The organism is Sinomicrobium soli (assembly GCF_003285545.1).
Lineage (GTDB): Bacteria > Bacteroidota > Bacteroidia > Flavobacteriales > Flavobacteriaceae > Sinomicrobium.
This window is the reverse complement of the sequence record NZ_QLNV01000004.1, coordinates 197,782-220,348: the sequence shown is the minus strand read 5'-3', so window position 1 is coordinate 220,348 and position 22,567 is coordinate 197,782. Positions and strand designations below refer to the sequence as shown.

Genomic DNA, 22,567 nt, shown 5'->3' with positions numbered 1-22,567 from the left:
GTAATTCTCAACAATTAATTTGACATATGCCAACCGGCCACAAAAAAACCCTGCCGGAAACCGACAGGGCCTGTTTTTATTTTATAATGATCGCGTTAACCTTCTACAGTCTCGCTCTCTTTCTTTTTAAGCACATCCTCTCCCTTGTTTTTAAGGGTATCGAACATTACGGGAGTTGCGATGAACACCGAAGAATACGTACCTACGATAACCCCGACGATCAGGGCAAACATAAAGCCACGGATCGATTCTCCCCCGAATATAAAGATCGCCAGAAGCACGATCAGGGTAGTCAGGGAGGTATTTAAGGTACGGCTCAATGTACTGTTTACCGCCAGGTTTATATTATTTCCCGCTTTCCAACCACGCTCAGAGGTGATCTCACGAATACGGTCGAATACCACCACCGTATCGTTGATCGAATACCCGATAACCGTCAGGATAGCCGCTATGAACGCCTGGTCGATCTCCAGGTTAAACGGCATAAACCTGTACGTCAGCGAGAATACCCCAAGAACGATCAGAACATCGTGGCACAGGGCCGCAACCGCTCCGGCAGAGAACTGCCACCTTCTGAAACGGATCAGTATATAGAGGAATACCACGATCAGGGACCCCATAATGGCCCAGAGTGCATTTCTCTTGATATCATCTGCGATGGTAGGGCCCACCTTTATGGATTGCACTATACCATATCCTCCGGTATCTCCTCCACTACCCACAAATTCTGCTTCGGTCAGCCCATCGGGAAGATGTTTCTGCAGTGCTTTATAAAGGATTCCGTGAATTTCTTCATCAACCTGTCCTCCCTCTTCATCCACTTTGTACTTGGTGGTTACCTTAACCTGGTTTGCCGCACCGAACGTCTTCACTTCCACACTTCCGAGAGGCCCGGAAAGGTCGCCATCGAGTTCGGTTGGGTTTACGGGATGTTCAAAACGTATCTGGTACGACCTTCCTCCCACAAAATCCACTCCTTGGTTCAGCCCCTGCGTAAACAATGAGATAAGGGCCACGACTATAAATATCCCCGAAACAGTATACGATATCTTTCTCTTTGCAAGGAAGTCCACATTGATATTCTGAAACAGGTTTTTGGTAATATCGGTAGAAAATTTCAGGGACTTTTTCCTCCCGAGATACCAGTCGATCAGCAACCTGGTAATGAAAATCGCAGTAAACAGTGATGTTGCGATACCGATCATCAGGGTAGTGGCAAACCCGCGAATGGGGCCCGTACCGAAGATAAAGAGTATGATGGCGGTAAGCCCTGTCGTGATATTGGCATCCAGAATGGATGAAAGCGCATTGCCAAACCCGTCCTGAACGGCCTGTTTCTGTCCTTTCCCCTTGGCGAGTTCTTCCTTGGCCCGTTCGAATATAAGCACATTGGCATCCACCGACATCCCTATGGTCAGTACAATACCCGCAATACCCGGCAGCGTCAGTACCGCGCCGAGGCCGGCAAGCACGCCGAAGATAAGTACAATATTAAAGATAAGGGCCACATCGGCAAACCAGCCGGCCCTTCCGTAATAGAACATCATCCATATAAGCACGAGAGACATGGCAATGGCAAAAGACATCATACCGCTGTCTATGGCTTCCTGCCCGAGAGAGGGCCCTACCACTTCACTCTGTACAATATCGGCGGAAGCGGGAAGCTTTCCTGCTCGTAATACATTGGCCAGGTCAATGGCCTCGTTAAGCGAAAACTGCCCGGTAATCTCCGAACTTCCTCCCGAAATGGGCCCGCTGGTAACCCCCGGAGCAGAATATACGATATCGTCCAGTACTATAGCGATAAAGCTTCCCTGCCGGTGTGCCTTTCCGGTGAGTTCTTCCCATATTTTGGCCCCCTTGCCATCCATTTGCATGGATACCGCCGGATTTCCTCTCTGATCGTAGGTCTGCTGCGCATCAACCACCACACCCCCGCTCAGGGGCGGCTGGTTCTCCCGGTTCGACCTGAGGGCATAAAGATCTATGACCTCCTGGTTGGTCCCCGGCTTACTCCAGACAAAACGGGCATTCTGCAACTCAGACGGAATCAGTTGCCTGATCTCACGCATTTTCAGATAACTGTTCACCTTGGCCGTATCCTTGGTAGCGAAGCTCATCAGTACCGGCCCGCCCTGGGCACCAGGTGCAACGGCGAGGTCGAATAACGGATTGGCCCCTCCCATACTTTCGAGAGAATCTTTTTCGGTATCGGCAAGCAGTTCGTCGAGTTCGGAAGATTCACTTCCTGACTGTTGCGTACTGTCTTCCACCTTATTGTCGGTGCCCACCAGGGTTTTAAGCCTTTCGTTAACCTGGAAGAGGTATTGTATGACCTCCTCATTCTTGAAGGTTTCCCAGAATTCCAGTTGTGCCGTACTTTGCAGCAATCGTTTTACCCGGTTGATGTCCTTGGCTCCCGGAAGTTCCACCAGTATCCTTCCGGTAGCGCCGAGGCGCTGGATGTTCGGCTGGGTAACCCCGAAACGGTCAATACGCTTACGCAATACTTCAAAAGCAGAGACAATAGACTCATCTACCTTTCTGCGGATCACGGGTTTTACCTCGTTGTCCGACATCTGGAAATTGACATCTTCACTGAGCAGCTTATTGGCAAAAATTTCCGGGGAAGCCAGTTTGGTATCCCCCTTAATGGCGTCGAATTCCTGGAAGAACAGGTCTACATAGGGCTTGTCACTGTTTCTTGCCGCCTTATCGGCATTGGCCAGGGCCTTATTGAATACCGGGTTTTTGGAATCATTGGCCAGCCCCTTGATAATATCCTTTACCGAGATTTCGAGGATTACATTGATCCCTCCCTTCAGGTCAAGTCCTTTGTTCAGTTCTTTTTCCTTGGCCTCATTATAGGTAAAACTGGTAAGCCCGATATCAAAAACCGTCGTATTCCCCACAGAGTCCAGGTACCTGGTTTCTTCAGCCTCTCTCTTTACTACATAGTCTTCCGTATCCTCGGAAATTTTCTGCACTGCAAACTCTTCGGCACTGCGCTCCACCTTGTTGGTCACAAAAGTGAAGGACAGCTGGTAGATACTCACAATACCAAATAAAATAGCAAAAAGCTTGATAAGTCCCTTGTTTTGCATTCTTATTTTAATTAATTAATCCTTTTTTTGAAACGAGCAAATATATAATTTACAACAGGATAAAACAATTTATTTCCCCGTTTTATTCCCTTAGTGTTTCGGATACAGCCACTTACATATACCTCCCTGTAAATCAGTACACATCTGCCATCAACCGGACATTATATCACAAAAAAACAGGCTGCGTAAAACCCGGTCTTACCGGCGGTTTTATACGCAGCCTTAAAATTTTTACGTCAGCAACACCGGTACTTACAGCAGGGCATTTACTTTTTTAACCCCTTCGGCACTTTCCTGAAGTTTCGCCTTTTCGGCATCGTCCAGCCCGATCTCCACGATCTTCTCGATACCGTTCTTACCGAGGATGACCGGCACCCCGATACAGATATCATTCAGCCCGTATTCTCCGTCCAGCAATGCGGAACAGGGGAACATTTTCTTCTGGTCGCATGCGATAGCCTGCACCAGTGCCGAAACAGCCGCTCCGGGCGCATACCAGGCACTTGTTCCCAGCAGTTTGGTAAGCGTGGCGCCCCCAACCTTGGTATCTTCGGCCACCTGCTTCAGTCTTTCCTCACTTAAAAATTCGGTTACCGGCACACTGTTGCGGGCGGCAAGCCGGGTAAGCGGGACCATTCCGGTATCGCTATGCCCTCCTATCACCATGCCGTCCACATCCGAAGCGGGGCATGCCAGCGCTTCGCTGAGCCTGTACTTGAAGCGGGCACTGTCCAGCGCTCCTCCCATTCCTATAATGCGGTTTTTGGGCAATCCGGTAGCTTTGTGCGTAAGGTATGTCATGGTATCCATCGGGTTACTGACCACAATTACGATAACCTCGGGAGAGTGCCTGATCAGGTTCGACACCACATCCTTCACAATCCCCGCGTTGATACCGATAAGTTCTTCACGGGTCATTCCCGGTTTTCTCGGGATCCCGCTGGTCACCACTGCGATATGACTACCGGCCGTTTTGGAATAATCGCTGGTAGACCCTGTTATCCTGGTATCAAAACCGTTCAGCGAAGCTGTTTGCATCAGGTCCATCGCCTTGCCTTCTGCAACACCTTCCTTGATATCCAGTAAAACAACTTCCGAAGCAAAATCCTTAATAGCAATGTACTCCGCACAACTGGCGCCAACTGCCCCGGCACCTACTATTGTAACTTTCATAAGATAATTTATTTTTGAGTGATATTATGTTTTCAGTCCGTCAGACGGACAAATTTAGTCATTTTGGCAGGAAATGAAGCTATTAAGCAACTGCTTCTTACCCTTTTGCCCTGATATTTTTCAGGCCGATATACCACAGGTTCCGAAAAGTCCTTTATTTCCGGACGCCGGGTCCCCCGATCCATGATCCGGGGCTTTATTCCGCCAACAAAAAAGGCATCCTTTTTCCGGATGCCTTTTTTCAATTATTCAAAGTATTATGCGTCTATATTCGCATAAACCGCATTCTTCTCTATAAATTCCCTTCTGGGCGGAACCTCATCCCCCATGAGCATGGAGAATATCCTGTCTGCCTCGCCTCCGTTCTCTATGGTCACCTGCCGCAGGGTACGGTAATCGGGGTTCATGGTCGTATCCCACAACTGTTCCGCATTCATTTCCCCGAGACCTTTATAGCGCTGGAGATTGGCTCCACTGCCGAATTCCTCGAGCAGCCTGTCTCTTTCCTGGTCGTTCCAGGCATAGGTTTTCTTATTCCCTTTTTTCACCAGGTACAGGGGCGGAGTAGCGATATACACGTGTCCGTTTTCGATAAGCTCCCGCATATAACGGAAAAAGAACGTGAGGATAAGGGTGGCAATATGGCTACCGTCCACATCGGCATCACACATGATCACTACCTTGTGATACCTCAGTTTTTCGATATTGAGCGCCTTGCTGTCTTCCTCGGTTCCTATGGTCACGCCCAGCGCCGTAAATATATTCCTGATCTCTTCATTTTCAAATACCTTGTGGTGCATGGCCTTCTCTACATTCAGTATCTTACCCCTGAGCGGAAGTATGGCCTGGAAGTTACGGTCCCGTCCTTGTTTGGCCGTTCCTCCTGCAGAATCTCCCTCCACGAGAAACACCTCGCATTTTTCCGGGTCCTGCTCGGAACAGTCGGAAAGCTTACCCGGAAGCCCGCTACCTCCCATAGGCGTTTTCCGCTGCACCATTTCCCTTGCCTTACGCGCGGCATGGCGTGCCTGGGCTGCCAGAATAACTTTCTGCACTATGGTTTTGGCATCGTTGGGATGCTCTTCGAGATAGTTTTCCAGCATTTCCGATACTGCCTGGGATACCGCTGAAGTCACCTCCCGGTTACCCAGCTTTGTCTTGGTCTGCCCTTCAAACTGGGGTTCCGCAACCTTCACGGAAACAATGGCCGTAAGCCCTTCCCGGAAATCGTCCCCGGCGATCTCAAACTTGAGCTTGTCCAGCATCCCGGAAGCGTCGGCATATTTTTTAAGCGTGGTGGTAAGCCCTCTTCTGAAACCTGCGAGATGCGTACCCCCTTCATGCGTATTGATATTGTTTACATAGGAATGGAGGTTTTCGTTAAAGGAGGTGTTATACACCATCGCTACTTCCACCGGTATATCGTTCTTCTCTCCTTCCATGGAAATAACATCGGCTATAAGAGACTCCCTGCTACCATCGAGAAAACGGATAAACTCCTTCAATCCTTCTTCAGAATAAAAACGCTCGTGGAGAAATTCTCCCTTTTCATCGGTATTCCTCCGGTCTGTAAGCGTAATGGATATCCCCTTATTGAGAAACGCGAGTTCCCGCATCCTGCTGGCCAGGGTATCGTAGTTGTACTCAATGGTCTGCTGGAATATGCTCGTATCCGGCCTAAAGGTTACGATAGTCCCGGTTTTATCGGTCTCTCCCGTAGCTTTTACAGGATAAAGCGTCTTCCCCCGTTCGTATTCCTGCTCCCAGATCCTGCCATCGCGGTGAACGGTTGCCTTGAGGTTATCGGAAAGTGCATTCACTACCGAGACCCCGACTCCGTGAAGCCCGCCGGATACCTTATAGGAATCTTTGTCAAACTTACCCCCGGCCCCGATCTTGGTCATGACCACTTCAAGAGCGGAAACCCCTTCTTTCTTATGGAGGTCCACGGGAATACCACGCCCGTTATCTTCAACGGTAATGGAATTATCTTCATTTATGGTTACGGTAATGGTATCGCAGTGCCCTGCCAGTGCCTCATCGATGGAATTATCCACCACTTCATACACCAGGTGGTGCAACCCCCTGACCCCTACGTCTCCGATATACATGGAAGGTCGCATCCGCACGTGCTCCATCCCTTCAAGGGCCTGAATGCTATCTGCGGAATACTGCTTTTTAATTTCTTCGCTCATAAATCAAATCTGTTTTTTAACGTGTATCAAAACCAAATACCCGGGCCGGATAATACCAGACGGGTATTCCATAGACGAACGGACAAATATAGTAAATTAAGAAGAGAGTAGAAGTCCCTATCCTTCAGGTAAAAGACCAAGTTATGCACATTTTATCAACCCGGGGGTCTGTCTGTCGGCAGACATCACCTGTACATCACCCGGAAAGGAACTATATTCACCGCCCTGTTCCGGAGCAGGAGTTTGAGGTCGTCACTCAGGAACCCCCATTCTTCTTCCGAATAGTTGACCTTCTCGTTTTTCTCCAGCAGTATATCTATGGTGGGCGTATAACCGATGCGATCTTCCAAACTGGTCTGTATACCGTTTTTAATATCGATACCGGTCACGGCATCTCCGTAATGATTCCGGCACAGTATGATGATATCCTGCCTGGTGACCACTCTCTGGTTGGAGATTATATTTTCCCTGTAGGCATATATCTTATCGGAATTGGTCAGTTCATCCCTCCCGCCCCGGGTAGTGGAAAGGAAGACGATGGAGTCCTTTTCAAAATCGGCACCCCGGTGCGCCTGAAGCTTCGAAAAGGTGTTTATCTTATTGGCTTCTTCCCCGTTGGTAGTCCAGTATTTCACAAAAAGTGTCCCGTTGCTCTCTTCCCGTGTATTCAACACCAGGTAGGGGATATTCTTCCTGTGCATCCCGGTTTGCGCCATCTTATTGCGGAACCTGGATATAATCTGGTTGATCTCGTGCAGGTTGGCTTCCATAAAATCTGCCTCCAGCCTCGAAAAAGCTGCTGCTTCGTCCCGTACCAGGTCCACCATATAGTTGATCATCTCCGTGGCATTGCGCTCGTCGAAACGCGCCACTCCCCCAAAACGGAGATAGGCAAAATCTTCGGTAAACTCCTGCTGGTTCTTGGCGATCACATCGAACTGACGGCTTCGGTCGTCGAGCACCGAATACAGTTCGAGAAAGAAGTCATCCCCTATATTCAAGGGATATATATTGAGCAGTTTCTTTATATTGCCCTGGGTTTCATTCAGCTTTTTATTAATGACGGGAAAGCAGTTGGTAGCACAGAATATCTCAGACAGTATTTCCTTACCGATAACGTTCGGGAACTCTATGCGAAACCACAACAACTGCTCTTCCTCCAGCGCTGCAAGAACATCTTCGGGGACAAAGGTTCCGAATTCTTCCGGCACGGAATTCTCCGAATTTCCTATATTGATCACATCCTTGACGGTGACAAAGTTTTTCTCGTAATAATCGTTGACATGGTCCTCCACCCTCCGCAGATGGTGAAAATCCTCGTGCACCATATGACGTTCCCCTCCCGTAATTGTTCCGCGTGTATTATAGCCCTGGGCCACGGTAAGCTTATGTGTATTGAAATACCACCTGGCACGGGGCAGGAAGTGAAAGAAGGTATCCCTCTGATAACTGTTCTTCAGGTAAAAATAAAACATCAGGTTTTTGAGAATGCCGTTCCCCTTGTGCTTTACGCCCAGCCACATCGTTCCGTGGGGCAGCGGATTGAGAAACGCATCTTCCCCGAGGAATTCGCGAAACTGCCCTTGTGAAGCATCCTGAATTCCATTGGGCAACACCACATACTTCAGGAGGTTACGCGCCACCTTTACCGGTTTGGTAGGGCCGAAAAAGAATTCCTTTATAAGTTTTTCTCCCGGATTATAAGGGTTGTGCTGCCTTTTCTGAAAGAAAAACTGGTGGTGGTCGTTCAGGGTCATCTCGTCCTCTACCGGGAAAACCTGCATAACGGCCCTGGCCGGCATGGCCCTGGAAGAGGTAATGGGGGTCAGTATGTCTACCAGGCGTTCCGTAATACGCCTGCGGCTGGAAAATATTTCATGCGATATATTCTCCAGTTCCTTGGCACAGACATCAAAGAGCAAATTTACGATAGGGTCGAATATGTTTTCCAACTCTACATCAGAATACCCCCATTGCCGGGCAGCACGCTTCAGCAAACGGTCTTTGATCTGATCTTTGGACAACTGTTTCATTTAGTTTTTTAGTTTTTTAGTTTTTTAGTTTGTAGTTCTTAGTTGAACTCTGTTATTGTTATTCAGAACGCAGTCCTGCCTTGCCGGCAGGGAAGAATCTCGACCCAAGACCAAAGGAACTTTAATAGCATACCGGCAAAAAGGAGATTCCTCCTATCGTCGGAATGACAAGGCACCTGTCATTCTGATCGAAGCGCAGCGGAGGAAGAATCTCGACCCAAGACCAAAGGAAATTTAACTGCGTTGAGCCCGGATGTAGATTCTTCACTTCGTTCTGAATGACAACTTCCGACTCCATGCTCCACGCTTCACCTGTACGAAAACGGAGCCAGGTAATAGGAGCTCTTGTAATAATAGGGCTCGTTGGTCTTTTTGATCACTCCGTAAACTACAATATCCAGCCTCTTTTTTATGCGGATATTCGGATTATAGGCAATCGTATCCTCTCCTATGGCCAGGCTTACATCGGTCACCACCAGGCGTTTCTCATACTGCCCTACCTTCTCGAAAACAGAATCCTTGATCCTGTCTTTTAACTGGTTTACATTAGACAGCAGGTCGAAATCCGTATCCCAGATAGCCGTGCCGAATTCTTTATCGTAACGGTATTCCCCGAATATAGTAGTGATGATCAGCGAGATATACTGGGCCAGTGATTCTTCGAGCGTTACCTTACGCAGGTCCTGTCCTCCCGTAATTCTCTTGTAATCGATGGGTATTTTATAATACAGGTCTTTCAATGATAATGGTTTTAATCATTCAGGATGTTGCCTTCTCTGCCTTTTTCCCCGGTTTACGGGCGCTTTTTACAGCGAACCGTACTTCGCCCTCCTTGTCTGTCTTAATGGTCAGCACATCTCCCGGGCGCACTTCTCCGGAAATGATCTTTCGCGCCAGCGGGCGCTTCAACCTGTTCCTGATAGTCCCCTTAATGGGCCTCGCCCCGTATTCCGGGCTAAACCCCATAAGGGCCACCTCTTCCCTGACCTTATCCGGTATTTTAAGAGTTATATCCATCCGGGAGAGCAGGCTCAGGAGTTCCTTTTCCAGGTGAATATCAAATATTTTTACCACACTCTCCCTGCTTATCGGGGCAAACGGCACTATTTCCGTAAGCCTGCCCAGGAATTCCGGCCTGAAATAGCCTGACATGATCTCGAGAAGTGTATTGGAGGCGGGTATATGTCCTTCTGAAAAGGATTTCACCACGAAATCCGACCCTATATTGGAAGTAAAGAGCACCACTGCATTGGAGAAATCCCCTTCCTTGCCAAGCCGGTCGTGAAGTTTTCCCTCGTCCAGTATCTGCAGGAAAACGTCAAAAACCGACCGGTGTGCTTTTTCGATCTCATCAAAGAGCACTATGGAATAGGGGTTCTGCCGGATCTTGTTTACCAGCAACCCGCCCTCCTCATAACCTACATAACCCGGAGGTGCCCCGTAGAGCAATGCTGCGGAATGTTCTTCCTTGAATTCCGACATATCCAGCCTTATGATGGCATTTTCATCGCCGAACAGGAAATCGGCCAGCGATTTGGCAAGTTCGGTCTTCCCGGTACCGGTAGGGCCGAGAAAGAAAAACGAACCTATGGGCTGCCCGGGTTTGGTAAGTCCGGAACGCGATTCCAGGATGGCATCAGAAACCACTTTTACCGCATGGTCCTGCCCCACTACCCTCTTTTTAAGTTCCTGTTCTATGTCCAGGAGGCGTTCCCGCTCCCCGCTTTTCACCTTTCCGGCAGGAATCCCCGTAATCCCGGAAACCACCGAAGACAGGTGATGGGCGGTCACCACATTATCTCCCCCCGAGACCTGCCGGAGCTGCTCCAGCAGCTTCCCGAGGTAAGCCACTTTTGCAGGAATCCCCTTCTGTATCTCAAAACCGTGCTCTTCAGCATCCTCATCCAGGAGTTCCCCCGATTTGTCTACAATATCCCGGTACAGCCATTGCAGCTCCTCTTTACGGTCTTTCTTCCCCGGTTTTCCCAGTGCTTTCAGGCGGGCCTCAAGATCCGGAAGTTCTTCCGTGATCACCTCCTTGGCCACCCGGAGCGAAGACATGGTCCGGTCTGTCAGGTCCAGTGCCGAATCGGGCAGCGACTTTTCCTTAAGATATCTTCCGGAAAGGCGTATGGCCTCCTTCAGTTCGGTTTCCCCTATCTTAAACTGATGGTGCTCTTCATACCGGGAGATCACATTCCTGATCATACGCAATGCCAGGTCTTCTCCCGGTTCCTGTACTTCAAGTGTTTCGAATCTCCTGTTCAGGGCATCGTCCTTACCAAGTGTCTTGCGATACTTTTCCGTAGTGGTAGCCCCTATAAAAGTAATATCTCCCCTGGCCAGTTCCGATTTTACCACACTGGCAATACCACTGCCCTGGCTGGCATCGAACAACTCGTGAATATCGTCTATAAAAAGTATGGGCCTGGGGTATTTCTTTATTTCGGCAAAGATCTTTTGCAGCCGGTCTTCTACCTCTCCCTTATAGGATGCCCCTGCAAACAATGCCCCGGTCTCCACTTCCATGACCGTAGCCCCCTGAAGAGGGGTAATGATATGATTGTCGGCTATCTTCCCGCAAAACCCTTCTATGAGTGTTGTTTTCCCTACTCCGGGCTCGCCCGTAACAACGACATGGGGTTTGAGTTTCCTGTTGAGAATTTCCGTAATAGCCTTGAGTTCTTCATCCCTGCCCACCAGGGGGACATCTTCCCCCTCCCGGTAAGCCCTGACCTTGTCTGTACAGTATTTATGCAGTGCTCCCGAAGACTGCCCCGATACCTCTGCAGCACTTATGCTTTGTGTTCCGGACAATGCAGATGGCTGTTGCCCGTTTTTCGCCTCCTTGTTCCGATACCCCGTTCTCGCCGCTATTTCACCGGCGGTGACCGGCATGGCCTTAAGCTCGTCGTGGGTAAATCCCACTCCCGGAGTAAGCAGCGCCATCAACAGGGGGATAAACCCGATCTCTTCCTGTCCGGCCTTACGGGCGATGTCTTCGGCTTCTGCAAACACGGCTTCCATCGATGCCGTAGCCGGAATTTCTTCCCCCGGACGGCGTGTTTTATCGTATTCCTCAATACGGATATCCGCCCATTCGTCCATATAAAACACATCGACCCCTACCGCATCGAGTTCCCGGATAAAATCGAACTGCCGGTTGAACAATGCCTTGAGAAAATGTGCAGGAGCATAGCCGGAATTGTGATTTTCCCGGGCTATCCGGCGGGCGATATGTATGGCCTGGTCACTGTAGGGTGTCAACATGGGTCACGTTTAAAAAATTCGTATTACTTACTCAACTGTTTACAGAGTTCCAGCTGCTTTTTCAGATCGTTTATAATATCTTCATAATCGGATATCTGGGCCTTGAGATCATTGATCTCTTCTTCCGATGTTCTCAGCAGCTGCAACTTTCTCTTGGCATTGACAAACCCCTTGAGGTTGAGAATGACATTGTCGTACATCAGCGTCTGTTTGTAGGCTTCCTTGTCTACCGGGACTCCTTCCTTGAGCTTGGCCAGTTCCAGGTTTATGGTCTGTTCGAGGAACTGGAATCCGTCTTCCGCCCGGTCCAGGGAATCTATACTCGCCGTCAGTTCGTCCAGCTTGGCAGAAAACGTGTCCTGGTAGTAGTACTCATTCATGATACGGTCGTTTTCCTGCTTGAGGGCCTCGTTCTCCTTCCAGGGCAACTGGTAATTGAAGAATACGGCAAATATCAACACTCCCACCGTAATGACAAGCATGAGAAGAAATAACAAAAATGCAGATATCCGCTCCCTTTTATTCAGTATTTCCATGATCTATTATTATATTATCAATCTGCCAGAAATGACGTTCCTTCGCCCCGGGAATCCCCCTTGTCCGGTCCGCTTTCCGAATCCTCCTGGCGGAAGAAGATCCCGGAAGAGCGTTCTGTTTTTATAATATTCTCATTGACAAATATACCGGAATCTTTTTTCCTCCCGATATAATCCAGTTGGTTGAGGATCGAGAACAGGTGGTCTGTTTTCTCTATGAACTCCATCACTCCCTGTACACACGGGGCGATGTCATAACCGTTATACCTGAGGTTTATCGTCTCCGAGAACAGTTTTTCATAATCCCCGCTCCCCAGTTCCGTAGTCCATTCCGAAAAATAGTTGAACACCATTTCCTTTCCATCCCCCGAAAAGGAATCAAAGCTGTTTTTCATGATCCTGGCCAGGCTCACCACCTTGTCCAGCACTTCCATCGGGGAAGCATACACCCCGTTCCACCGGTTCCTGTTGATCTGCTGCCCGACATATCCCATAATACACTCCAGGGTATTGAACACAATATCGGCAATGAGGTTTTCATCTCCGCTAAGTCTCCTGAAGCGTATTTTCTGGCATATCTGTACCGCGTAAAATTCCATCTGCTTAAAAAAAGCGTCATAGGCTTCATAAAGTTTTACCAGGGCAGGATGACCGTTTACCGAAATACAGGGAGGGATATAGGCATCCTCCACCTCAAACACACTGCCCCGGGACGAAAATTTGGCGATGGGCAATTGCAGCGGCCCTATATTGTTCTGTGTCACTTCGCTCTCGGCAATGGTTGTAAGGTAATAGCGCGACATGGCAAAGGGAAAGCGCGGCGGTATCTCCTCCATGTTCTGTACGCCCGTAGGCACCCGCTTAAAAGGGTCTACATTGAGCAACAGGTAACGGGTGTTTTCCTTGAATTCATAATTTTCCAGGGCAATCTTCTCTGAAAATTCCCCCGTAAAATCCGTGACCTCGATACGCCCCCCTCCGGGAGTCACGGCCTTGAGAAACTTTATGGATACGTGAAGTTCGTTGTGCTCATCGATAATCACCGAATATTCCGAAGGCGCCTTAAAACGGGTGGAAACCAGTCCGTACTGCATCGGGGTCATCATCAGCCCACGGACATCACGTACGAGGTCTTCCACATTGTCCTGCAGATCAATAAAATGGTTCTTATTGATCTTCATCCCGTCGATCCAGTTCACCGGGAAATATCGAATATCTTCTGCCATAGTCTTTTATCTTTTAAAATTCAAACACAGAGACCTTGAAGACCTCTTTTTTATATACGCTGACAAATGATGGTATCACCGTCTTTCATATCGTTCCGGTCTACAGATTCGTCGGGGTCTATATGATTCGTAGAACTGAACCAGCGGGGTTTCGTATGAAAATACCAGCCATACGGTTCGTTCTTTCCGTCCTTAAAATAGATCTGGCTGTTGGGGTGTTTGTCGTTGTAGTCATTGATAAAATAATAAAACAACCTGCCGAATTCCATGGCGCGGGGCGCCTTTACCTTGAAGTTGATCATGTGGCGGTCGTTCGGCTTCTTGTGAAAGACCAGGTTGAGCAGGATCATGTTTCGCATTTCCGTAATCTGCGGATTGGGATACTTGTTATTGAGCGGGTAAAACCATCTCTTGTACAGCCTTGCCGGAATGGTAACCGCTGTTTCAAACAGGATCAGCACCAGCGTGGGCACGAGGAACATCAGCAGGCTTCCGGAAAAATAGTAGATAAACCTGAACTCTGCAAAATAAGCCACTACCAGGATCATAAAGCAGCCGGCATAAAGTGCGGTAATAAATGACATAAAGATCTCCTGGAACATTTTTTCGGTATCAAACCGGGCAAAAAGCCGGTGAAAGACCACAAGGTGCCCGGTTCCCAGCAGGAACATCAGCACCTGAAAGGAAACAAAACGGGTATTCAAGGTGGTAGACTTCAGATTGTACAGTACCGCCCCGAAGGCCGTGATCAGCACCCCCATAACCAGGACGTACAGGAAATACTTCCATTTCTTCTTGCGGAATTTCGGCGCCCTGGCCGCAAAAAGCATGCTTAGTATAAAAGCCACTGCAAGCACTATGAGAAGCAGTGTCATGGTTTCGCCGGTAACAATATAGTCTAAAATTTTTCTCATGAATCAGATAACTGTTGATATTCCCAAACGCGATTGATAGACATTTTCGTGCAATGCAAAGACCTCGTCGTGCTCGTTGAGCACCAACTCGTATGAAAACTGGACCTGGCAGGGCAGGAACAGGTAGAAGAAGGCTTCCAGAAAGCTTTCCATCCGCCCGTGGTTCACATACTCCACAAGTATCCCCGAATCATTCAGGGGGCCGATGACAAAGTGATATTTCTTTAAGAATATTTCCTCATCACTCTCCAGTGTCGTATTGATCCCCAAAAGCATCTCTTCCCTTTTTTCATAAGGGTCAAATCCGTGTTCGAGCCTGATATTCCTGACGGTGACATCAACTTTTTCGCCTATAATAAACCCCAGCCCCCTGCACACATCGCCGATATTCCGGCTCACGTGGTCTTTCTGCTGCATCAACAAAAAGAACATCCTGACAAGCAGGTCGTCCGGGACGTTTCCAGACACCCCGAGAATCGTGCGGATTACATCGGAGAGGCCATAAGCATTGATATCCCGGAAAAAATCGGCTTCGTATTTCTCGATCTGGTGCCTGAAACGAAAAAACTCGTTCTCCAGGGGGCTGTAAAAGTGGCGCGCTTCCGCCTCTTCCCGTTTCCGTTTTTTATACTCTTCTACAGGATCTTCATTCCTGGCACGGTTCCTGTAATTATGGGAGAGCCCTTCCGGTATGATATCGTACAACCCGTCCCTGCTCAGCATCACAGTCCACATATCGGCACGGTTCATGTCGAGCTCTACTCCCATGACATCCCGGTTGAATTTCCGGAAAAAATTCCCCCTGGAAGACACCGTGATATCCCTGTCCCTTACCTTGAGCCGCAAGAGGGCCTCAAAGAGCAGCTCTGCCCTCAGGTCAAGAGCAGGCAATCCCTGTAATGCCTCCATTGCCGTATCCTCCCTGTTCATCAGTCTACTGTGTTTTTGACCCTGCCTCTTCCTATATATGCCGTTCGCCACTCCCGGTTCCTAAGGTTGGTGATCTCTACCCCCCCGGAAGGGGTCACGGTAAGAAACCTGTTGTTCTGGAGATAGATCCCTATATGGGTGTACGGCCCTCCCTTATTGCCTCTCAGGCGGAAAAACAGCAGGTCACCTTCTGCCATGTCCCTGGTGTAGTGTATCTTCCCTTCGGTATAATTACCGAGAATGGCTTTTGAAGTGGTACGCGGAAAACTGACCTCATAAACCTTTTGATAAAGGTTTTGCATCAGGGTAAGATGGTCGAGATAATTCTCCCGATAAGGTTTTCCGAGATTCTCCTTGACAAAAGAATACAAACGTGCATTACTGATCCTTATCGGCTTGACCTTCAACCGTTTTCCGAAGTATATCCTGTCTTCTATGGTAATGGGAGAATACCCCTTGACCTTCACCTCCTTCACCAGAGGCAAGGACCGGGCTTCTGTTTCTTTCAGGTAAACCAGCTGGAACCCCGAGAGCGATCCAAGCGCGAACTGCTCCTCCCTCCGTATTCCGACCACTTCCACCTCATCGAGCATAATGGAAGAACCGCTATCCGACAGCAGCAACTGCCCGGTTTCCAGTTCTATGGCTGCATTCAGGGGTTCTGTATCCACTACAGGAGGTGCCGTATTCACTACAGGCCCTCTGGTTGCCGGAACCCTTTGAGGAACAGGGGCAGGGGTAGCAGCAGCCACTCCCTCGCTTTCTCCGAACTCTTCTTCAACATCTTCATCCGTAATCGGGGCTATAATAATATACGACTCGTCTTCGGTATCCTCTTCCTCTCCCTCATTCATATCCCCGAGTTCCCCGAACTCCATATTCACATACTCATCGGTAATAGGAATTACACTTTTGGAGGTCTTACAGGAAACAACCATGACTATCATTGCCAAAAACACCAATACTCTTACGTGTACCATACTTGCTCTATTATGTAACAAAACGGCATGACCCTTTCAGTCATTCCTGTGAAGCCACCAAAGACTTCACCCTGCCACTCACCCTGTAGCTATTATGCCAGTAAGGGTCTTTCAAACTTGTGATCTGAACCCCTTTTGATTCGGTGGCAGACAGAAATTTCATATTTCCGAGGTAAATACCCACATGGGTCATTACTTTTTCTTTGCCGGAGCGAAAAAACACCAGGTCTCCTTCCTGGAGATATTCTACAGACCGGAAGGGCTGTACCTGGTCGTCGTGAAGCATGATCTCGGAGGCCGTCCGCGGCAACTCCACATTATAGACCTCGCTGTACAGGTTTTTCATCAGGGCGGAACAATCTATCCCGCTTTTGCTATTCCCCCCGTACAGGTAAGGCACCCCCTCCCACTCCACAATATAGGCATAGAGTTTCTGATTGGTGATTTCAGATGCGGGAACCCCCAGTTTACGGGCAAAATAGCGCTTCTGTTCCTCCGATATAAGTTCCGGCTCCTCTTCTTCCTCCTCAAATACAATTTCCAGGTCACGAATAACCTTTATATCGCTGAGCCCCGGCTTTCTGCCAAGCTCTGCATTCACATAAGGATCGGTAACCATATATGCCGCATCTTTCTTTGCACCACAGCTTTCCAAAAGAACAACAGCAAACACGACCATCATCCACCTGATATACTTCACAGCTAAAAAATTATTATCGCTTCCTAACATTGACAAAGAATAATCTGTCTGTACACATTTCTTTTTCTCACTACCGTATTCGCGTCGTGACATTTTCGTTACCTCCACCGGACAAACAACATACCGGAATATCTTTTTCCACAATTGACAAATACAAATAAATCGGTAAAATATTAAGTTTATTTTAAATACAGGTCAACAATACATTATTTTACCACTATATTCTATAACTTTACTCTTTTACTGTTACGGAGTTTCAGCTATTTTTATTAGCTTGTACCCACAAAATTTCGTACGAAAATACAATATTTTTGTTTTACTTTGAAATACTTGTTTTCCGTGATTTTGCATAAATCGCAAATGATGTACTTTTGAAACACCCCCCAAAGCACATTACAATTTATGTATTTCTGATCATAATTGTCGTATATTATTATTTTTATAATGTAATTATCATAGTATCATGAATAGGAATTCCCGTATAAAAACACATTTCGACTCCAGGGTATTGCTATCTTTCATCGCACTGTTGTTCATAGCCGGCGTCGTATTGGCTTTCAAGGTAAGGGAAAGTGAGCCCTGCCTCGTACAATCCTTTAATATAGATGCCTCTGCCCTGAAAGTGGGCGAGATCGTAACTTTTTCAGACTATACCGACAATGCCCATGAATGGGAATGGAATTTCGGCGATGGCAATACGGCTTCTCACCGTTCCAAGGTGGTCCATCAATACAAGGAACCGGGTAAGTACCTGGTCAACCTCTGGGTCAATAAAAATTGTAATATTTCAAAAGTCGTGGAGATCCTTCCTTCCAAGGAACTGATCGACTCCACACTGTTCCCCAGGTTTGACATTCCCGCAATAGCTTATGTAGACGAACCGGTAACCTTTACAGACCAAACGCCACACGCCAAAAGATGGGAATGGCGCTTCGGGGAAGGGGATGGAGAAAAGATCGACGCCATTGACAAGGATCCCTCGTACACCTACAAGACTCCCGGCCTCAAAACAGTATACCTTATTGTCAATGACGACACCAAATACCTGACCCACAAAAAAATAACCGTTCTTCCTTCACGCAATAAAAAGGAAAGGATCAACAAGGTGGATATCATGAAGGACACCAGGGATGAGGATATCGTGGATATATACATCAACCAGAAAGTTCCCGAGAAGCCTATCGGGTTTGAACCGGAAAAGGCAAAACGTGTAGATAACATCAATGTCCCGGAGGAAGAGGAGGAGGAAGCAACAGTGCTCCCCATGGACGAAGAAAGACTGGCAGGCATAATCATGGGGATCTCGATGAACAGACTGTCTTTCAAGAACTTCACCCGTCATTTCTGCAAAGACCAGTTCCCCAAGGTACAGTTAAAAGACGGGAGCATAGTCTCCGTACACTACCTGTACAATACGATACGCGGCAAGAAGATAGAACTGAAGAAAGTATCGATGGTACGCGACAGGCAGACGGACTGCGTAAGCCTTATCATACTGGATTATAAGCGAAAAGGACTGTTCTGAATTAGGAAAAAGCATACTCAATACGTAATTTTTATTATATTTAACTAAAATTAATATTATGGCAAACCTTTCTAATAGTTATGGCATAGGAGGAAATGAGGTAAAGCCGGAAGGTGAAGAAAGTATTGTGGACATCCCACAAAACCGTACACTCATTGCACAGAAGCTGACTCCCAATACCCCTGTTCGCCCCGAAGCGGTGAGCGGATTAAAGAATATGGATGAGGTGTTCGAACATTTTGCTCCGAAAATGAATGTCAATTTCGAGGATGAACAGGGCATGACCGTCCGGGAAGAACTCAAATTCGGGAACGTATCCGATTTTTCGGTAAAAGGCATTACCGAGCAGAGCGAATTCCTCACCGACCTTCAGACCAAGAAAGAACAATACGGTAAAATGATAAAGCAGCTCAAGACCAATAAGGTATTGAAACTGGCGCTCCAGGATCCCGAAGCCAAACAGTCCATTATCGAAACCATAGAGGCCCTGGTACGGGAAATTGAAGAAAACGACAAATAGAGCTACTTATGAAGAATCAAAAATCATCGGCTACCGCAGCAGGGGAACAGCTCAGGGAAGGCCAGAAGGCCAGCCTGGAACAGAAACTCGAGTCTTTTATCCAGTACGGGGGCTTCGACCTGCTGGAGAGTGCCATTGAAGGGGTACAGAACCTGAGCCCGGAAAGAAAAGCCAGAAGAAACATATTCCTGAACGAGACCGGCAAGAAGGCAGAGCGCCAGAACCTGAAAAGGGTTCTCAAGCTCTGGGCGGAAACCCTGAAGTCTTCGGACAACCTGGTAGATCTGGTAGACGACTGCCAGAAAAAGGCAGAAAGCGCAGAACAGACACTGAAAAAGAACCTTGCAGAAGCTACCCGTGAAACCAGGGAACTGGAAGAAGCCTATCGCACCCTGGCCCTGTTCTACAAAAATACCGAGGAGAGCAAGGTAAAAAACGTGTCCATTATCAATGCCGAACTCGATCAGCTCAAGGACCTTGACAATACCAGGTTTATCGATTATATCCAGGAAGAACTGGTCAACAACTACGACAGGCTGGACCTGAGGAACAATTATGCCCTCCTGGTGATTCCCGGGTACCTGGGGTCTAACAAGGTCGTTGAAAAATGGGCGAAAATCGCACACAACAACAAGGTGATGCTGGTTACCGACTTCCAGCACCTGGACGAACCGGACGATGTGATCGAAATGTTCGAAATGGCAAACCTCACCGGGGGAGACATCTACCGGTCTAATGTTGTCATGACCTGTAACTGGCTGGTAGGCCGTGGCAAGAACGATGATATCGACGAGGAAGACCACCTGTTTATCCCTCCTTCTACTGCCCTTGCAGGAAAAATATACAATACCCTGATGTCCCAGATCACCGCGGGCAAAAAGTTTGGCGGGATCAACGAGGTAGACGGTGTGAAATTCGATCTCAAGAAAAGTGAAATAGCCGATCTCGAACACCTCGGACTGGTACCCATGGTCAATGAATACAACAAGGTCATGGCCTTTTCCGGCAAGACCCTGTTCAACGGTGATAACCTGGGGCTGCAGACCTACTCCGTGGTAAGGGTTTTCGATTACGTCACCAAGGTGATGATGGACTTCCTCAACAGGCGGGCCTTTGAAAACTTCAATGCCAAGACCCGGAAGCAGATACTCAACCAGGTCATAAAATTCCTGGACAGCGTTTCAGGGCCTGACAAACTCATCGAAGATTTTGACATCACGCGATTTGAACAGGACCCCAACCAGAAAGACCGTATTTTCCTGGACATACGGCTCAAACCGTACTTCCCTGCCAAAAACTTCCTGATAAAAATGGACGGGCAGAAGGGAGACGACGGTACGGAGTGGGATACGGAATATTCCGAACAGTAATCATCCCTTTCAAAGGGTATTTACCATACAGACAGGGGGCTCTCTTTTCAGATAGCCCTTTGTATTTTTAACTCCATATAAAACCTGAATATCCGCCCTCCCTTCAAAACGTCCTTCCCCTACCCTCATACCAATATTTTTAAACAGGAGACCTGTTTGTTGCCACAAAAAAGTTACTTTTGCAATCAAACGTATCCGGTCCTGTTTTACGAACCGGTATCAGAGCTTTTTTAAATTGATTTGATTGCAGCGAAAAATAGAGATTTTTGCCCCAGATGAAGGCTTTTTTACGCTGCATAGCCATAGCTATGGAGCAAGAAAAAGATGAAATATGGGGTAAAAGATCATTTTGTAGCCAATTGAAATTAGTTTAAACAAGCTCTCAGTACGAAATGCCTTCTGATATTTTAAGAGTTCCATTAAAAACCTCGACATTTCGGCAATGGCATTTTCGCGGAAAAATCAAGAGAAACAACACGATAAACATGAGTACCACTAAAAAAGCGACATCTGCTTTAATTTCCGTTTTCAGCAAGGAGGGACTGGAGCCTGTAATTCAAAAACTGAATGACCTGGGAGTAACATTGTATTCTACGGGAGGAACCGAAAAATTCATACGCGACCTGGGCATTGACGTTATTCCCGTGGAAGATGTGACCGGGTATCCTTCCATACTCGGAGGCCGGGTAAAAACCCTGCACCCCAAGGTATTCGGAGGTATCCTGAACCGCCAGGAACACGAAGGTGACCGGGACGAGCTCAAAGCATACGAAATACCGCAGATCGACATTGTTATCGTAGACCTCTATCCTTTTGAAAAAACCGTGGCCAGTGGTGCCGCAGAACAGGATATCATAGAAAAAATAGACATCGGCGGCATTTCCCTGATCCGGGCGGCAGCCAAGAATTTCAAGGACGTGCTCTGTGTGGCTTCCATGGAAGATTACAGCGAATTCCTGCAGCTTATCACGGAGGGGAACGGAAACACGACGCTCCGGGACCGCAAGCGGTTTGCCGCAAAGGCTTTTAATGTATCTTCGCATTACGACACGGCCATCTTCAATTATTTCAACGAGGAAGAAACGGTATTCAAGGTGAGTGAAACCCGCGGACAGGAGCTGCGCTATGGCGAGAACCCCCACCAGAAAGGGTATTTCTTCGGAGATCTCGGGGCCATGTTCGACAAGCTTCACGGCAAGGAACTGTCCTATAACAACCTGCTCGATGTTGACGCCGCAGTAAACCTGATGGAAGAATTTAAAAATGACGAGCCCACTTTTGCCATCCTGAAGCACAACAATGCCTGTGGAGTTGCTACGCGGAGTACACTCGCACAAGCCTACAGGGATGCGCTTGCCGGAGACCCCGTATCGGCATTCGGAGGTATCCTCATTGCCAACAGGCCCATAGACGAAGATACGGCCCGGGAGATAAGCACACTCTTCTGCGAAGTGGTCATTGCCCCCTCCTACTCCGAAGAAGCCCTGGAAACACTGAAGCAGAAAAAAAACCGCATCATCCTGGTCCGCAAAGAGGCGGAACTTTCCAAAACCCAGGTAAGAACCTGCCTCAACGGGTTTCTCGTACAGGAAAAAAACGAGAAGACCGACACGGCGGAAGATATAAGCTACCGGACAGACAATAAACCTTCGGATAACGAGTTAAAGGATTTGCTCTTTGCATCGAAAATATGCAAACACACCAAATCCAATACCATAGTTCTGGCAAAAGGCCTTCAGCTGTATGCCAGCGGTACCGGGCAAACCAGCAGGGTAGATGCCCTGAGACAGGCTATAGAAAAAGCGCGTTCTTTTGATTTCGACCTCCACGGGGCTGTCATGGCCAGCGATGCCTTTTTCCCTTTCCCCGATTGTGTGGAAATCGCAGACCAGGCAGGGATAAACTCGGTAATACAGCCCGGCGGTTCTATCAAGGACCAGCTGAGTATCGATTACTGTAACGAACACAAAATGGCCATGGTTTTTACAGGAACCAGACATTTTAAACACTAATTGTACCCGGTTTTTCGTTATAAACTGTGATATTGCCCGGAGAGTCTCCGGGCAAAAATGGTTCAAAGAGCATATTTTA

General features: G+C 48.0%; 17 protein-coding genes. 4 read left to right on the top strand and 13 right to left on the bottom strand.

The features are described from left to right. Positions 1-95: 95 nt before the first annotated feature. From secDF to DN748_RS06535, 12 genes are all read right to left on the bottom strand, one after another. On the bottom strand, positions 96-3,104 hold the full coding sequence (secDF, locus tag DN748_RS06595; RefSeq protein ID WP_112370991.1) for a protein translocase subunit SecDF: 3,009 nt from the start codon (positions 3,102-3,104) through the stop codon (positions 96-98). Positions 3,105-3,356: 252 nt separating this feature from the next. Next, positions 3,357-4,277 carry a malate dehydrogenase gene (gene mdh / locus DN748_RS06590; RefSeq protein WP_112370990.1) on the bottom strand — a complete coding sequence of 307 codons (921 nt, stop codon included), beginning with the start codon at positions 4,275-4,277 and terminating at the stop codon, positions 3,357-3,359. A 257-nt stretch (positions 4,278-4,534) separates the two neighbouring features. Further along, complete coding sequence (gyrB, locus tag DN748_RS06580) at positions 4,535-6,472, bottom strand: DNA topoisomerase (ATP-hydrolyzing) subunit B (protein WP_112370988.1); 1,938 nt, start codon at positions 6,470-6,472, stop codon at positions 4,535-4,537. 185 nt (positions 6,473-6,657) lie between these two features. Continuing rightward, complete coding sequence (locus tag DN748_RS06575; RefSeq protein ID WP_112370987.1) at positions 6,658-8,505, bottom strand: type VI secretion system baseplate subunit TssF; 1,848 nt, start codon at positions 8,503-8,505, stop codon at positions 6,658-6,660. Between the two features lie 308 nt (positions 8,506-8,813). Next, positions 8,814-9,245: a GPW/gp25 family protein gene (locus tag DN748_RS06570; RefSeq protein WP_112370986.1), complete on the bottom strand. Its 432-nt coding sequence runs from the start codon at positions 9,243-9,245 to the stop codon at positions 8,814-8,816. 19 nt (positions 9,246-9,264) lie between these two features. After that, positions 9,265-11,775 (bottom strand): AAA family ATPase, encoded by a 2,511-nt coding sequence (locus DN748_RS06565; RefSeq protein ID WP_112370985.1) that lies wholly within the window; start codon positions 11,773-11,775, stop codon positions 9,265-9,267. A gap of 23 nt (positions 11,776-11,798) precedes the next feature. Continuing rightward, positions 11,799-12,311: a type VI secretion system TssO gene (gene tssO / locus DN748_RS06560; RefSeq protein ID WP_112370984.1), complete on the bottom strand. Its 513-nt coding sequence runs from the start codon at positions 12,309-12,311 to the stop codon at positions 11,799-11,801. A 17-nt stretch (positions 12,312-12,328) separates the two neighbouring features. After that, positions 12,329-13,537: a hypothetical protein gene (locus DN748_RS06555; RefSeq protein ID WP_112370983.1), complete on the bottom strand. Its 1,209-nt coding sequence runs from the start codon at positions 13,535-13,537 to the stop codon at positions 12,329-12,331. A gap of 50 nt (positions 13,538-13,587) precedes the next feature. Continuing rightward, a complete protein-coding gene (locus DN748_RS06550; protein ID WP_112370982.1) occupies positions 13,588-14,451 on the bottom strand; it encodes a TssN family type VI secretion system protein in 864 nt (287 codons plus the stop codon). Positions 14,452-14,454: 3 nt separating this feature from the next. Continuing rightward, on the bottom strand, positions 14,455-15,381 hold the full coding sequence (locus DN748_RS06545; RefSeq protein ID WP_112370981.1) for a hypothetical protein: 927 nt from the start codon (positions 15,379-15,381) through the stop codon (positions 14,455-14,457). Continuing rightward, positions 15,381-16,361: a C40 family peptidase gene (locus DN748_RS06540; RefSeq protein WP_112370980.1), complete on the bottom strand. Its 981-nt coding sequence runs from the start codon at positions 16,359-16,361 to the stop codon at positions 15,381-15,383. The genes DN748_RS06545 and DN748_RS06540 overlap by 1 nt, the downstream gene beginning before the upstream one ends. Before the next feature lie 40 nt (positions 16,362-16,401). Next, positions 16,402-17,061: a C40 family peptidase gene (locus DN748_RS06535; RefSeq protein WP_161554491.1), complete on the bottom strand. Its 660-nt coding sequence runs from the start codon at positions 17,059-17,061 to the stop codon at positions 16,402-16,404. 463 nt (positions 17,062-17,524) lie between these two features. Here DN748_RS06535 and DN748_RS06530 point away from each other — a divergent pair, with 463 nt between their 5' ends. From DN748_RS06530 to DN748_RS06520, 3 genes are read left to right on the top strand one after another with little or no spacing between them, the layout of a single operon-like run. Continuing rightward, positions 17,525-18,586 (top strand): PKD domain-containing protein, encoded by a 1,062-nt coding sequence (locus DN748_RS06530; RefSeq protein WP_112370978.1) that lies wholly within the window; start codon positions 17,525-17,527, stop codon positions 18,584-18,586. A 58-nt stretch (positions 18,587-18,644) separates the two neighbouring features. After that, positions 18,645-19,106, top strand: a complete 462-nt coding sequence (locus DN748_RS06525; protein WP_112370977.1) for a type VI secretion system contractile sheath small subunit — start codon at positions 18,645-18,647, stop codon at positions 19,104-19,106. 8 nt (positions 19,107-19,114) lie between these two features. Beyond that, positions 19,115-20,476, top strand: a complete 1,362-nt coding sequence (locus DN748_RS06520; RefSeq protein WP_112370976.1) for a DUF5458 family protein — start codon at positions 19,115-19,117, stop codon at positions 20,474-20,476. A 9-nt stretch (positions 20,477-20,485) separates the two neighbouring features. Here DN748_RS06520 and DN748_RS18960 read toward each other — a convergent pair whose 3' ends face one another. Then, positions 20,486-20,665: a hypothetical protein gene (locus tag DN748_RS18960; protein ID WP_146746566.1), complete on the bottom strand. Its 180-nt coding sequence runs from the start codon at positions 20,663-20,665 to the stop codon at positions 20,486-20,488. Positions 20,666-20,961: 296 nt separating this feature from the next. Between DN748_RS18960 and purH the strand changes: the two genes are divergently transcribed. Beyond that, positions 20,962-22,488 carry a bifunctional phosphoribosylaminoimidazolecarboxamide formyltransferase/IMP cyclohydrolase gene (gene purH / locus DN748_RS06515; protein ID WP_112370975.1) on the top strand — a complete coding sequence of 509 codons (1,527 nt, stop codon included), beginning with the start codon at positions 20,962-20,964 and terminating at the stop codon, positions 22,486-22,488. The last annotated feature ends 79 nt before the right edge of the window (positions 22,489-22,567 follow it).